The following is a 14,929-nucleotide window of genomic DNA, read 5'->3' as shown; positions in this document are numbered from 1 at the left end:
GGCACAAACAGCAGGTGGCGCCAGTGTTTACAGTTCACGCAGACTCTCCGCGGGTTGGATTCTGATAGCTCGGGTGGCACCGACAAGCGCAACCAGTGCCGCAATCGCAAGAGCGAGCGCCAGCGCCGCGAGGCCGTGCAAGGGGGTGATGTGGCATACAAAACTGCCAGTGATGCGTTGGCCGCCCAGTAACTGGTTGAAGGCCTGGCTGCCGGCGAGATAAAACGCCAGGCCACCGATATAGCCAATTCCTGCCAGCACCAGGGCTTGCAGGACGACGTAACCCGCGACTGCCTGACTGGTGAACCCCATCAGACGCAGCAAAGCCAGGCTGCGACGTTTTCGATCAATATTGGCCAGAAAAGCACCCACCAGCGACGCGATGCAGCCCAATAAGGCCGCCCCGGCAATAACGCCGAAAATCACCCCCAGTACATGATTGATGGCTTTGACGTTCTCGATGTCGGCCAACCGGCTGGCGGTTTCGATATTCTGTGCATTCAACCAGCGCTCCAGTGGTGCGACGCTGTCAATGTCTTTGGCGTAAAGCCGGGCTCGGGCGTAGCGGGGGGCCAATTCGACTTCCGGTTGGCCGCTCGTGGCGCCGAGTGCATTGACCGCATAGCCGTCGCGAAAACGCTCCAGTTGCAGCAGCACGTCGGGGTGCACGAATGCAGCAGGGCGGGCGAAGCTGACAGCAGGGATAATGCCGACCAGCGTCAGCGTGGTTTCGCCTCTTTCCGGTTTCCCGTCCAGGCGTCGTTGCACAAGCATGCGCAACGGTTTACCCACCTTCAGCGTCAGCCGTTCAGCCGCCGCAGCGCTGAGAATCACCTGCCCCGGCGCAAGTGCGCTGGCAGGCGTGTTGAGCAGCGGGTCCCCGCCAGCAGTGGGCATGATTTCGACGTTGTCTATGAAGCGTCCGCGATTACCCAGCAGGTCGGCCTGTGTGTTGAGCGAGCGGGTCAGGCCCAATGCGAAGCCGGTCTGTGGTTGTCGTTGCAGTTCACTCAGCCACTGTCCGTCATAGTTGCCGCTGCTGAGCAACTTGATTTCCAGGTTGCGTGGATCGCGTAACAGCTCCTCCTGCAATTGGCTGACCACGCCATGCTTGAGACCGAACAGCAGCAACAGCGGGGCAATCACTGCAACCAGTGAGGCCGCGATGCATAGCGAGACTTTTCGGTCGTGCCAGAGGTCAGCAATAGCCAGGCTTACAAGCAGCTTCAGGCGTTCAATTGAATGCTTCAAAGCGTGTCTCCCCAGGCTGGGAGACAGCACTCAGGCGCGCTAGACCAAAGCTGTTGACCAATTCCCAATCGTGGGAAACGATCAGCGCACTCAGCCCCAATTCATCGACCAGCCCCAGCAGCAGTTCAAACAGTTGTCTTGCGTTATGGGGGTCCAGAGCGGCAGTAGGCTCATCGGCCAGAAGCAGTAGCGGTTGATGGGCAATGGCGCGCACGCAGGCCACCCGCTGACGTTCGCCGATGGACAGGGCCTGAGGCAGCTTTTTCAGCAGCGGCTCCAGGCGCAGGGCCGCGATGGCGCGCTCGACATGTTCGCTTTCACTGCCCATGCCGAGAAGACGCATGGGCAGACTGATGTTGTCTCGAACGTTAAGAAATGGTAGTAATCCGCCATTCTGCAGAATAAAACCCAACGAACGAGCACGCACTTCAGCCAGTGCCGATTGATCATCGGCTGCCAGCAGCGCAGCGATGTTCGCGTTTCCCAAGTGGTACTGCGCAACCTGCTCAGGCGCCAGCAGCAGACCCAGCGCTTCGAGCAGTGTGCTTTTGCCGCAACCGCTTTCGCCGGTTATCGCCAGCACCGCACCGCGCCCCAGCGTCAACTCGGGCAGGTGCACCCGGTGTGCCTGTGTACCGCTCCCTCGTTGTACCTTCAGTCCTTTGATCTGCAGCATGTCAGGGCATCATTTCCAGAGGAACCGGGTAAACGTTGTCACGGGCATCACTCCCTTCGGCCAGTGACACCCAGCGGTCGACATCTGCGTTGTAGACCTGGTAGTGGCGCAGTTTGGTCGCCAGCGTACGGATGAATTTTTCCTGCGCCAGGCCATCCCAGCTTTTCCAGGTGTCCTCATCCAGGTTCAACACTTCGCTGTGGTAGGGCAGGTCATCCAGGTACTCACCCATTACACCCAGTTCGGACAGCTTGGCCGTGCCATTCTGCTTGAGCTGATTAGGGTCAGTGCCCATTGTTGCGGCGACAGAGCGCAGACGCTCGAACATCTCGCTCGGTGAAATCAGCCCTTCGTTGGCGGCATCCAGAATCTTCTTCAGCACGTCACTGAGATCACTCAGTTGCGACTTGGTCAGCAGCACCCTGACGTCAGTGGTCGGGACGTTCTGCTTGATCGGGTCACGGTCGGCAATCCACGCCTGAAACACCGGTGGAGCCTGGGTCCCGGTCTTGTCGCCCAGATAGGCCAGGCGCATGGCATGGCCGATCAGCGCGGCATCGTCGAGCATTTTCTGTTCGGCGGGCGCAGCGGTGGCGTTCATGGCGCTGCCGATGGCGTCGTCACCCATGTAGGCGGCTTTGACCTGGCCGGTAATAGCGTTAGCCAGCGCATCGACTTTGCTGCCGAAGGCGTTCACGTCACCGGCATCCACGGGGTAGTAAAGGGAGGTGTTTGTTCCGGAGTAAGTGGACAGCGCTTCGTACTGGGCCTGGGCTTTGGCGTGATCCTTCACCCCGGCAGCGGTTTTCAGGTGCAAGGTGTAGATGGCCACGCCAGGGTTACTGGCTTCGATACGGACCTGCTCGGCATTCAGACCGGTTTTGGACAGTTTGTCGTCGCCATCCAGAGCGCCAGCGTCGGTGATCAGCACGACATAACGTGCGCCGAACGGGCTCCAGTCAACCTGGTCGATCGCCTGCATCACACCTGCATACGAGTCTTCGGCAAAGCTCTTGCTCGACACTTTTGCCTGCTTGAGGTCAGCGGCTTTTGCCAGAAAGTCGGCGCCGTCCTTCACGGTATTAGGGTCGGCGTACATCTTGGTGACGTATTCCAGTCCCGGTACGGCTTTGGTGCTGGAACGGAATGCAACCAGACCGAATTTCACCTGGCGATCAAGGTTTTCCTTGGCGATCTGCGCGTACACCTTGGCGATGGCTTCGCGGGTGCGCTCAATGTACGGGTCCATGGAGATGGTGGAGTCGATAACGAACACGACGGCTGCACTGAACTCTTTGAGTTGGCTGGCCGCATCTGCTCCGGCCGGACTCTGCCCCTGAGCCTGGCCTGGGGTTGCGCCCGTCTGGCCAGGTTGTCCTGCCGCCGCATCAGCTTTGCTCACTGACGCGACATTCAGGATGCGTGTACGAAAGCCGGCTTCGGTCATGACCTCTTCGCCACTCAGCACTGGCAGCAAGTAGAACTGCTTCTGCATATCAATGAAGTATTCCGGCTCTTGAGCCAGTACTCCGGGCGCTGTGGAGTTTTGCTTGAGTTTGGCGCGCAACGGGGCAACCCGGCTGACCGGATCCGGAGCGTCGAGGATGCCTTCGAGGGTTTCGCGCTCCTTGAAAAACATCAGTCGGTCGCGGTTGGCCGGGTTAGTGAAGGCCAGGGTCAACTGCATTTTCCAGTCCACGGTGCAGTCTGCGGGTAGCCAGCCGCTGGTCTTGCCAAAACTGTCAGGCCCAACTTTCAACCATTGGGCAGTGCCTGCACTGGCCCGCTCGTAAACATAGAAACGGCTGAACGGCGGCTGCGCTGCACCGGCTGGCCCACCTGCGGCAGTGCTCAAATGGCAGCCGGGTGTGGTGAGCACACGTTGGAACAGGGTTTTTTTGCCGTCCTGCAACAAGGGTTTGTCAGCGGCTAGCGCCCAACCTGAACCCAGGCACAGACAGGCGGCGAGTGTCAGCGAAAAATGGCGCAAGGTCACGGCTTCAGCTCCTTGAGGCGTTGCGCTGCTTCGGCGTTGTCGGCCTGGTAGCCCAGAATGGTTTCGTACCAGTAGGCGGCAGTGGCGTTGTCAGGGGTTTTGAAGCAGTCACTGGCTTGCAGATACTTGGGGTCGTATTCGCGAGCGTAGGCCATGGCAACGTCGACATTGCCCGCTTGTGCACGGTTGGCATACAGCCTTTGCGCGACGCCGCATTGCTTGTTGGCTTTGGCCAGTTCTATGACTTTGAGCAATGCCGCGCTGTCCGGCGATTGCTTGATGCAGCCCTGGACGAAATTCAATTCGGTTTCAGTGCTTAATGCTTCAACGCTGCACGGCGCAGCACCTGTCGGTGCGGGCGCTGCCACGACAGGAGGAGGCGTGGCCGCTACGACCGGAGCCGGAGCGGCGGGTTGCTTGAGCCAGAACCACAGGCCAGCGGCAATCGCCAGCAACGCCAGAATGACAACGGCCAACAACGCCGTGCGGCTTTTGGCCGGTTTCGTGGATGCTGCGGGAGCAGGCTCAACAACGGGCTCCGCCAACGTTGCAGGTTCGACTGCTGCCTCGCTCACGGACTCAGCGACGGGCTGCACTGTCTCAGGCGCTGTTTGCGTTGGAGCAAGGCTAACTGTCGTTTGCGCGGCGCCTGGTCCGGTGGCGTTGCCTGCACCCGACAACGCCAGGCCTTCCATCAGTTTCATCGGGTTTTCATCTTCGCCACTGCCATCAGGGCTACGCAGGCGGAAGTTAAAAACCCCGGTAGCCGAGTTCTGCAACAGCGGATCTACGATCTCCGGGCCGACCTGATGGCTGATGGAGTCGCCGTCGGCGGCTTCCACGAAATGCTGAGCAAACCAGCAAGGCGCATTGCCCCATTGCTGGTCGTGTTGCAGGTAGTAGTCATCCTGATTGCGCTGGAAGGCAAACTCCAGGTTGCCAGCATCATGCTCCCAGCCACGTACCTGAAGAAAACCGTGCCCCGGTATCGGGTTGGCAAGTGGAGAGAGTTTGATCGTGATGGACATGAATTATCTCGCTTTGAAGGCCTGGATGGCGCGGCCCATGGCCTCATTTTGCTCGGGCGTGATTTCTTTGCCCTTGCGATGGCCAACGTTGTTCTGGGTATGGATGGCGATGCCGGAGATCCAGTCGTCAGCGAAGATCACGCTCTGGTCGTCGGCCTGCGCTGCCAGAAGCGGGAAGCGACCTGGCATTTCCTGTTGATAGAAAGCGAACAGTGGCTGTTTTGCACCGAGCAATCCTTTAGGACGCTGCTCGGCAGGGTCGGCAGTATGGCCAAACCAGGCGGCGAAGTCGTTGAGCAGCAGTTGCGTTGTCAGTACTTGGCGCTGCACCAGATTCTCTCTGCGCACACCGCTCTGGGCACGCTTGAGCAAGGCTGCGCTGAGCTGGGATGGCAGGTCCAGACGCTCGGCGCAGATCACCAGTTCCTTCACCAGCAGGGCGATGGCTTCAGCAGGCAGCTCAAGCAGCTCAAGCAGATGCTGGCGACGGCTCAGGTTGCGCAGATGAGTTGCCCACAAATCGAATGCAGCTCGTGCGAACCGATGTTCGTGGCTTTGATATTGCGGTGCGGTCACTGCTGCAGTCACGGTCGCTTCTGACTGAGCTGCCTGAACAATGGCTTCTCCGAAAATGTCGTATTCAATTTCCGGCTCGCTAACGTTCTGCACAGCTTCGCTGCTTTCAACGGAAGGGCTGTCGAAGTCGCCGCTCAGGTAAAGGTCGCGCAGTTGATCTTCAGGTATAGCCATGTAAGCGAGCAGTTCGCCGAGCACGTATTTGCCATGCTTGGTCGTGGCAAACGGTTTGACGATCAGGTTGGCAATGACTTTCTTCTTGGCGCGCTCGTCTTCGCCACCGGCTTCGTAGTACTGCTCGAGTCGCGGTAGCAGCTGCACCATTAACTCATCGAGTTGTTCTTCGATGCGCTGCAGCTTGAAGTCGATATTGGCAACGGGCGTGAAGGCACTGCTGAAGCGGCTCATGCCGCCATCGTTGAGTTTGAGCATCGCTTGCCAGGCATCCTGCGGATCAGCGACATGGCGCTTGACCAATTCGCTGCTGCTGAATGCGGTTTGCAGAGCTTGCAAGGCGTCGTCGTAGAACTCGTTGAAGCGTAGTTCTTCGCCGTTAGATTCCAGGTCGAGGAAGGTTGTCTTAAAGCGTGGCTTGCGCACCAGATAAGTGTTTCTGAACGGAGTGCTGCCCCATTGCTTCATCCACTCTTCGTTACCGAAGCGCTCGATCATGGTCAGTTTGAGCATGTTGTCGCAGGCTTCAGGGAACTGCACGATCTCACCGTTGAGCGCGCCGCCGATAAAGCCGTCGCACATGGTCAGGGCCCAGATCAGACCGCTGGCCCGTGCATCCCGTTGCTGGGCACTGGTGCCCTGGGTCTTGTCAATCCAGCTCTTGAGTACTGGGCCAACGCTGACCACTTCGCTCTGCTTGAAGGTGCTGGTGCACATCACCAGCGCATTCATTTCCTGTTCGTTGGTGTAGCGTTCGAACAGGTAAGCCACTTTGCCGCGCAGCAACAGTTTGGCGACCGGGTTATTAGTGGCGCCGTTGCTGTCCACCTCACTGGCTTCATCGATGCTCATTAGCTTCTGGCGGCTGCGGTAGCCCGGGAAGTCCAGCAGGTCGACGCTATTGACGATGGCGTTGGCCGGTTCGTTGTCCAGTCGAAAAATCAGCTCGTTGGTCAATGCCGCCAGTTCTGCTCTGCCCACTGAGACAGCGGGCCGCAAGCTGCCGTCAACGAACGGGCGGACTTCCAGCGGGCTGTCGCCAATGCCGCCCAGACGGCTGAGGATATCGACGTTGATGATGCTGTTGGTCTGGATCATCTGTCCGTCGCGCTCACTGACCAGCGAGCTGAGCGGTGCGTAAACCGTTTCCGCCAGACCAAGGCGGTGCAGGGCAGTCGCCAGTTGCTCGTAGGTTTCGGTCATTTTGCCGACACCGCCCCACAGCAAGGAGAACAACTGGGCGCGTTCGCGAATCGAAAGTCGCGGAGCCAGCTTGATCACCTGTGGCCAATACCGCGCGCTCAACGGCCGAACGGCGTTGGGGTAGTTATGCTCCAGGTAGTCCCACAGCAGGACCACGTCGTCGCTGCCTACGCCGGGCGACGGAGGGGCTGTTGCGTTTTCTTCAAGGCGGTGCAGCACCGCGTCTATCTGCGCATCAGTGATCTGGCTATTGAGCTTTTGATGGTCGAAGTCTTCGAACCATGCGTTGGCGAGGACAATCGCAATCTCCACTTCCCGGAACAAGCGCAGTTCCACCGGGAACAGTGGATCCGTACTCGGCAGTGCACGACGGGTGAAGCGGGTGACCAGCCCGGTGGCTTCTTTACCGCCGCCGACCGGGTTGATGTGTTTGATGAAATCCAGTTGCTGAGGCCCGAACTGAGTCAGTAACTGGCCTTTGCCGTCTGCGGCCAATGCCGAAATCAGGTAGCTCTTACCCGCCTGGGACAAGCCGAAAAAACCAATGCCCATAGGGGTGGTAGACACACGCCCAAGGCTGCGCGCCAGGTTGCGAGCGCGATACAAATCGCGGTTCAAGGCGTGAGCCTTGGTCGCTACTTCTTCGCTGTTCTCGGCCACTTCGGCCACCCAGTCCAGGGCCAGACCTGCGCCTTTATGGACAGAGGTCCAGGCGTGGGCGAGTTGCATCTGTTCAGTGCTCAGAGTAGTCATTTCGGACTCACGCTCCCGCTGTCGAGCCAATAGTTGGAGGCACCGCCTTCAGCACTCAACATGGTGTAGAGCTGCAGCCTCACGTCTTTGCGGTCGAAGGATTGGTCCTGAACGTTGCTGGCGATGTTGTCATCAATGACCAGCGTCTCGGCGATGATCTCGGCGTCGCCGCGGTCTGCATCGGCGTTCTCTACGCGAAAACGCAATAAGAGGCAGGCTTCCTTGCCGTCAGTGGTTGGTTTACCGACGAGTTTGCGCGTACCGCGCTCGGTGAGCTCAATCAGATACAACGGCGCCGCAACCCAGCGCTCGGCGTTCAACTGGCGGTAGCCAAGACGGGTCTTGCCCAGTACCCGCAGTTGCGGGCCGTCCAGTTGTGGTTCGTGCAGTTGCAGGAATTCGTTGCCTTTCGCGTCGGTTTTAATCACGTCGCTGTAAAGCATGTCGTGGTCAATAACCAGATTGTTTTCGTCCAGTTTGCCGATATGGCGCATGGTCGAGTAGGGCTTGAGGCGCCCGACGCTGAAGTAAAAGTTCGAGACTTTGCGCTGCTCGCTGAGCAGGCACAGCATCGCCCCGACGGCGGCAGTACTTTTCGGGTCGTCGATCTGACCATTGCGATGGAACGGGTACCAGCCGCCGGTGCGATAACCGTTCATGGGGACGATACGTCCCGGTGGCAGCGGCACCTTGCGACGGATGTAGGCTTGGACGCCCGGCAGGCGTGACGGACGTCCCGTCAGCAGCAATGCGTCGCAAGGGTACTGGAACACCACTTCACACAAGGCATCAAGAATCTTGCTCAGGTTGATCTGGCCCTTGAGGAACGCCTGGTGAATTGCGGGCAGATCAATGCGCAGCGTGACGTTGCGCAAGTCGAAGCCATCGCGTCCGCCATCGATACGACGTACGCCGCCCGCGACGTATTCGTGGATGCGCTCGCTGATGGCGTCTTTTTCCAGTAACTCGGCGAAGGTGTAGTGGTGCACCGGGCTTGGCAGTTCAGGGTCGTAGGCTTCGTAGTCTTTGAGCAGGCGCAGGCCCAGCGGCACGAAGACTTGCAGGTTCAGTTGCTGGCGCAGGATTGCGTCCTGGGCGCTGGTACTTTCATCGCCGCACAGCTTTGACAGCAACGAGCGGGGCGAAACCACGCCAAACTCTTTCAGCGCCAGTTCCAGCCCCGGCAAGACAAAGCGCTGGATGATGTCCAGCAGGATGTCGTCACCGGCTACCTTGAAGCTGTCACGGAAGCGTTGTTCAGGGATGATCGATACGTTGCTGCCGCTGGCATTTTCGGCACCGCGCTCCAGCGAGTAATCAGTGATTACCAGGTCTGTCGTACCGCCGCCGATGTCGATGCTGGCCAGGGTAATACGCTCGCGGTCAGCCTTGTCCGGACGGGCCAATGTGTCAAAAAACTCTTGAGCGTGGCCGGCAAAGTTCTCACGAATTTCGGTATACAGATAAACCAGTTGCCCGCAGGTGGCTTCGTCCCATTCGACTTTAATTCGCGGCAGGGGCACACGGGGTGCGGGCACCGGCGAGTTAAGGCCCTTGGCTTTGCTTGGGTCGAGGTCGCCGTCGTGCCAGCCCATGCATTTCCAGACCAACGCCAGAGCTTGCAGCAAGCGATCATTGAGAAGGCTGCGTTCAACTTGCGGCATGCCCGGGGGCACGGTCAGGGTGATGCTGGACAACTGGCGTGGCCGCTGGGTGTGTCCCATGCGAGTACGTTGCGCCGGGCTGTTGATTTGCGAAAGCGTTTGCGTCAACACCTCGGCAAGCATGAAGGTCATCAGCGAGCTGCGCGAATATTGCGGAGAAAACGCAGGCAGGCGGTCATCTTCGTTCTTGAGCTTGTAGAACGCCTGACCGAGCTTGGTGATTTTGTGCGAAAACGGCGCAGCGGTTGCCTTTGGCTCGCTGTCGGTCTGCACATAGGAATTGTTAAAACGCCAACCGTGGGTGTAAGCGTTTTCATCCCAAAGATAGCGCTTGGGACTCGACAATCCTGTGGAGCCTTCGGTGCCACGACGCCGGCCAGACAGGCGCCCGGCTTCGACGCCAACCCGGGCAATCGTCGGCCACTGGAAGGCGTCATGACGACCGCTCTGGACCGAGAAGTTTTCTTTGCCGAACGATGCCTGCGCGAACTCGATGCGGCTTTCAAACGGCTGATTGTAAACCCGCTCTGGGCGCACGAGATCGCGGATTTGCAGGATGTAGTTGTGCTTCATCCCATCGCCGGATTGCCCGTGGTTTTCGATCAAAATACCGCAGGTGCGTGAGTTGCCAACGTCCAGTACCAAGTCCACCGGGATCGGCGGATCAATGGAGTCCACACCGTTGGCGGTCAGCTTGATTTCAGGCACTTCAATACGTGCTGGCTCGCTGCTGCGCTGTTCCGGAATCGGTTTGGCCAGCAGGCTCAGCAAGTTCAGGTAGTGGCCGATGTGGCGCTGCTCAACCAGCTCTTCATCAATGTCTTCGCTGGGGCGATGCTTGTTGCCTTCACGATAGATTTCCGTCAGCCAGTCCTGCACCCATTTCTGGTCCAGGAACCAGCGGCTCTGGCGTGCGTGACAGGCCAGGCGGAAAGACGAGCCCGCATTGATGTCATCACGTGTAGGAGCCAGGTATTGCATGCCTGCTGCCGACGCCATCGAGCGTGTGTCGAACACCAGTGTAAGGCGGTGGGTATTGCCATCAATATCCGGCTGTTCGAGTTCAATCAGGCGAACTCGCGCCCAGTTGGTCGGGCCTTCGTCATAGCGCTCGGGCGGCAGGAAGCGAAAGAATGGCGCGGGCAGCCATAGGCCGTCCAGCAGCTTGAGGCTCGCCTGCATGCTCAGCGTCAGGTCTTCGTCATCGACTTCGCTGATCAGCCGTTCCTGAGTCTGCGACTGAATCAGCCGCTCGCCAGACTGGTTGGCAGTGCCGACCGGGCCCAAGTGGAAATATTGTTTGGTTTCCTGATTCTGCAACAGACGGGCGATGAGCGTATTGCCCATCTTGGCAAAGCGCCCGGCGGGTTCGTTACGCAAATCAAGCTTGACGGCGAAATCCATGAACTGGAGTCCACTGTCATTGATCAGGTGAACGGTATCTTCGAATTGCGTGAGTTCTGGCAGCATGGGTCCAGCCTTTATTCGCGCCGCATGGACATGGGGAATTGGGTGTTGCCATAGTTACCTTGGCAATCAGCGATGCTTTGGGCGCCTGGCTTGCAGGACACTTGAGGCATGTCATAACGGCTACCGTCGGTGCAACTGGCTTGATCCTGGCTGTGTATGCCCAGGTTGCCGGCATTCATCGCAGCATTGACTGCACCTGTGCAGGACACGCCATCCGGGCGGCGGATAGTGACGTTGCCCTGGCCTTTCTCGAATGCGTATTCCAGGCGTAATGGCTTGGAGGTTTTAGCGTCCATGATTCCCGCGCCCGCACGGTAATTGCCGTTGAGAAAATCAGCGGGGCCTTCAGCGATATCCGGTGGAATGCTCAGCGGTGTACCGGGAGCAACTGGAGCGCTGGATTGCGCAGGCTCGGCGGCCGTGGTTGGCGGCGAAGCTGGCTCCGGTGCAGGTGGCTCGGCGGGTTGTGGTTCGCCGGCCTCTGGTACAGGTTCTGTCTTCGGCTCTGGCGTCGTGGTAGCGGGCTCCGTAGCCGGGAGGGAAGGCAGTTGGCCGTTCGCCGGTATTTCGCTGGCAGGCAATGTTGCGCCGCCAGGTACAACGTTTCCGGACGGGTTGTTGAGGTTCGAAGTGTCTATGGTCGTGGTCGTGGTCGTGGCAGGCAGGGACACGCTTCCCACCGGCAGCGTGACCGTCGGTATACAGCCGCGTAGCAGGCCAAATAGCAGCAGGGCCAGTAGTAACAGCAACAATGGCCATAGCCACCAGAAACGGCGCCACCAGGGACGCACGTTCTTAGTCAGAGATATCGGGGTTTCAGGCGCGGTAACAGACGCGGGTGCCGTCAGCGTTGCGGGCGGGGCGACAATCGGCGCGGGGGTCAGGAAATACAGCGGGTCGCGATGGCGATCGCCTTCGTGCTGCACAAAGCCCCAGAAACTCAACACCGGCTGCGTGTAATGCTCAATCTCACCTTGGGCGTTGGTACGCTTGGCCTGGACCAGGTACAGATAGTTCTCAGAGGGTGCATGAGGCACGAGGCCCAGAAGTTTTCCGAAAATAACCTGATCGCTTTGGCCGCCTTTGTTACCGGCTTGCACCAGTGCCAGACTCATGTCCGCGATGGTGTTTTTGAAATGAATCAGTTGCGAGCGGGCTTCTTCGGTCTCTGCTTCTGTGGCAGAACTCCAAGGTACAACGTCACCCTGAACCGGGCTATACCAGTCAATGACGCTGCCTTGTTCATTGCTTTTTGGCACAGCGAGGAACAGAGCCAATGCAGGCGATTTACGGGTCAGCGCTGCGATGAGTTGCAGCGCAGCCTTGTAAACAGGTTGCCCTGTTTCTCCCACGGCAATGAAATCGTCACTTTTGCCCGTACGAAGCAGCGCACCGTGCATGCTGAACATTCCCTTGTAATTCAATCCATTGGCTGATGAAGACGCTTCAGCAGGCGGCAACAGTAATGGCTAAATGCCGTTGTCGTCAATTTTTACACAAAATAATGTTTTGCTCTGGGGATAGCGTGCCAGAGGGGATGGCGTAGCTGTTCTGCATTTTCTTGTCAGCTGCATTGCGGCTTTGTGTCTTTTCAGTCGGCACTTTGGCAATAGAAGAAACAGTGCGGTACCTGAGGCTATTGATTTGCTCGCGGAGCCTGCACAAGGAGGAAACTCAAGGTTTCTATCTGTCATATCCCTCAGGCAAGGGCGCTGATGTTTTGCGTTTGAATCCCGAGTTGCAGCACATCGCTGTGACCTGCTTTATGCTGCACGCATCAATGAGGCGTCGTTGCGGGCCATCGTGATAGCGACAAGGATATCCACGATCAACTACTGGACTGACTATGCAAAGTACTTCTTTCGACCCATCGGCTACCGCCTCGGTCCTGCTGAAAGCCTGGCGCAGCGGTGAATTGCTACCTGAGTTGCCCGCGGCGCTAAGGCCCGCGACGCTTGAACAGGGCTATGCCGCGCAGAACCAGCTGTTCAAGGCCGCCGGAGGGTCGCGGGCAGGCTGGAAACTTGGTGTCGGCAGCCCGGCGGCGATGCGCACCGGTAACCTGTCGCGCCCACTGGTGGGGCAGTTGGAGCAAGACCGCTGTCATCGCAGTGGGGTGCATCTGCAAATGCCTGCGCCCACTCAGGTCACCATCGAATGCGAAATCGCATTTATCCTGGCCCGTGATTTACCACCGCTGGCAGGCAGGAAAATCGAGCCTCAGGACATTCGCTCAACCTGCGTCACTTTCGAAGTGGTGCGCTCACGGTTTACTGACCGCAAGGCAGTCGGCTGGCCGAGCTTTGTCGCGGACAACGTAGGTTTTGAGGCGCTGGTGATCGGCGAATCAGTCTGCGCAGGACTGGATGAAAACGCACTGCGTGAGTTGGCCGAAACCGTTGTCGTGTATCTGGATGGCGAACCCAGAGCCAAGGGGCTGTTTGATGACACGGCGACAAATCCTCTGAACTCTCTGACCGCGCTTTATCAACATGCTGCGGAGTACGGAATCACGTTGAAGGCCGGGGAAATCATCTCTACCGGTGCCATGTGTCAGCCTTTCGATATCCTGGGGGCAGGCCACGAGTTGTCCGCCAGATACTTTGGCAAGGTGCTGAATTTTTCATTGTAAGGGGCGCTATTTGCTTGATGAACAGCCGGGACTTGACCGGGCCGTTTTTCAGCCCGTCTTCGAGCGTTTTCGGACGAAGAAAGTATCGCGCAGTACCCGCTACAGCATCTTTACCAGTACCAGCCATCAAGCCGCATTCAGACAGGCGCTCGATACGCATCCTTGATAGGTTTTTGGCTCGTTGCGGACATTCCGCTATCCGCTCAAGGGGGTTGCCGAGATGGGTCCATCTCGGCAGGTGAGGGCATTTACAGAGTCACCGGGCGTGGAGGGGCGTTCGTCACGAGGGCCGCCCGGGGCAAGGCTGGCGGGTTCAATCGCCGCCTTTCATGCGTCGTGCAATCAAGTAGATACCCAAGCCCACCAGTGCAGTGGCTGCACCGATATACCCGGTGCTTGTCCAGCCCAGCCCGGCGGTAATTGCCATCCCGCCAAACCATGGACCAAGCGCATTTGCCAGGTTGAATGCTGCATGGTTGGACGCGGCAGCCAGGCTTGGTGCTTCGTGAGCAATGTCCATCAGGCGGATCTGCAGTGGAGCCGCCAGAGCCACCATTGTCCCGACAAGGCCGATGCCTAGCGTGACGCCCCACAGCGACCCGGCTGCGAACGGAAAGAACAGCAGCACTGCCATCGACCAGACGAGTATCAGACCCACCGCACGGAACTGCAGGCGGTCGAACAGTTTGCCTCCGGCGATGTTGCCGATGATGCCGCCCAGTCCGAAAGCAGCCAGACCGAAGGGAATCCATTGCGGTGTTACGCGGGTGACTTCGAGCATCGTGGGTGCCAGATAACTGAAGACACAGAACATCCCGGCAAAGCCAATGGCACCAATCGCAAGGGCCATCCAGACCTGCGGTTTGGTAAAAGCTCGCAGTTCCTTGCGCGGATCACTGCGCGGCTCGTCATGGCGGTCAGGCACAAAGCGCCAGACCAGCGCGATGGTGCAGATTGCAATGGCTCCTACCAGCGCGAACGCTGATCGCCAGCCGAAAAACTGACCCAATACCGTCGCAATCGGGTTGCCCAGCAGCATCGCCAGCGTCAGGCCCATCATCACCCTTGCCACGGCACCGGCACGCTTATTGGTGGGCACCATGCTGGAAGCAACCACCGCTGCGATACCGAAATAGGCGCCATGGGGCAGGCCGCTGATAAACCGAAAGGCAATCAGACTGCCAAATGTCGGAGTAAACGCAGTCGCCAGATTGCCCAGAGCGTACAGCGCCATCAGCAGTAGAAGCAGGTGCTTGCGCAGCAACCTGGCACCCAGGATGGCCAAGAGCGGTGCCCCGACCATCACTCCCAAAGCATAGGCACTAATGGCATGGCCGACCTGTGGTTCGCTTAATTGCAAGTTGCTGGCGATGTCAGGCATCAGGCCCATAATCGCGAATTCGCCAGTACCGATAGCGAAAGCGCCTACGGCCATTGCGGCTTCCATTTTGGCGGCCGAGCGTGCGGGCAGTACATGCCCGGGTGTTTGCTGAATAGACATGCGTC

General features: G+C 58.7%; 9 protein-coding genes. 1 reads left to right on the top strand and 8 read right to left on the bottom strand.

The annotated features are described in order from the left end of the window. Window positions 1-27 precede the first annotated feature (27 nt). Genes EE949_RS07185 through EE949_RS07155 form a run of 7 tightly spaced genes read right to left on the bottom strand, consistent with a single transcriptional unit; the run spans window position 28 to window position 12,191 of the window. Complete coding sequence (locus tag EE949_RS07185; protein ID WP_122663641.1) at window positions 28-1,251, bottom strand: ABC transporter permease; 1,224 nt, start codon at window positions 1,249-1,251, stop codon at window positions 28-30. Continuing rightward, a complete protein-coding gene (locus EE949_RS07180; protein WP_122663640.1) occupies window positions 1,235-1,927 on the bottom strand; it encodes an ABC transporter ATP-binding protein in 693 nt (230 codons plus the stop codon). The genes EE949_RS07185 and EE949_RS07180 overlap by 17 nt, the downstream gene beginning before the upstream one ends. 1 nt (window position 1,928) lies before the next feature. Next, entirely contained in the window at window positions 1,929-3,923 is a 1,995-nt protein-coding gene (locus EE949_RS07175) for a vWA domain-containing protein (protein WP_122663639.1), read from the bottom strand. Next, window positions 3,920-4,951 (bottom strand): hypothetical protein, encoded by a 1,032-nt coding sequence (locus EE949_RS07170; RefSeq protein WP_122663638.1) that lies wholly within the window; start codon window positions 4,949-4,951, stop codon window positions 3,920-3,922. The genes EE949_RS07175 and EE949_RS07170 overlap by 4 nt, the downstream gene beginning before the upstream one ends. 3 nt (window positions 4,952-4,954) lie before the next feature. After that, a complete protein-coding gene (locus tag EE949_RS07165) occupies window positions 4,955-7,657 on the bottom strand; it encodes a putative virulence factor (RefSeq protein ID WP_122663637.1) in 2,703 nt (900 codons plus the stop codon). Continuing rightward, complete coding sequence (locus tag EE949_RS07160; RefSeq protein WP_122663636.1) at window positions 7,654-10,791, bottom strand: virulence factor SrfB; 3,138 nt, start codon at window positions 10,789-10,791, stop codon at window positions 7,654-7,656. Before EE949_RS07160 ends, EE949_RS07165 begins: the two co-directional genes overlap by 4 nt. An 11-nt stretch (window positions 10,792-10,802) precedes the next feature. Next, complete coding sequence (locus EE949_RS07155) at window positions 10,803-12,191, bottom strand: SrfA family protein (protein WP_122663745.1); 1,389 nt, start codon at window positions 12,189-12,191, stop codon at window positions 10,803-10,805. A 446-nt stretch (window positions 12,192-12,637) separates the two neighbouring features. On the opposite strand from EE949_RS07155, the gene EE949_RS07150 reads away from it, so the two are divergent. Beyond that, entirely contained in the window at window positions 12,638-13,423 is a 786-nt protein-coding gene (locus tag EE949_RS07150; protein ID WP_122663635.1) for a 2-keto-4-pentenoate hydratase, read from the top strand. A gap of 313 nt (window positions 13,424-13,736) precedes the next feature. Here EE949_RS07150 and EE949_RS07145 read toward each other — a convergent pair whose 3' ends face one another. Further along, entirely contained in the window at window positions 13,737-14,924 is a 1,188-nt protein-coding gene (locus EE949_RS07145) for an MFS transporter (protein ID WP_122663634.1), read from the bottom strand. Between the last annotated feature and the right edge of the window lie 5 nt (window positions 14,925-14,929).

This window comes from Pseudomonas viridiflava (assembly GCF_900602065.1).
GTDB lineage: Bacteria > Pseudomonadota > Gammaproteobacteria > Pseudomonadales > Pseudomonadaceae > Aquipseudomonas.
The sequence above is the reverse complement of the archived record's forward strand: the minus strand, read 5'-3'. Positions and strand labels throughout refer to the sequence as shown.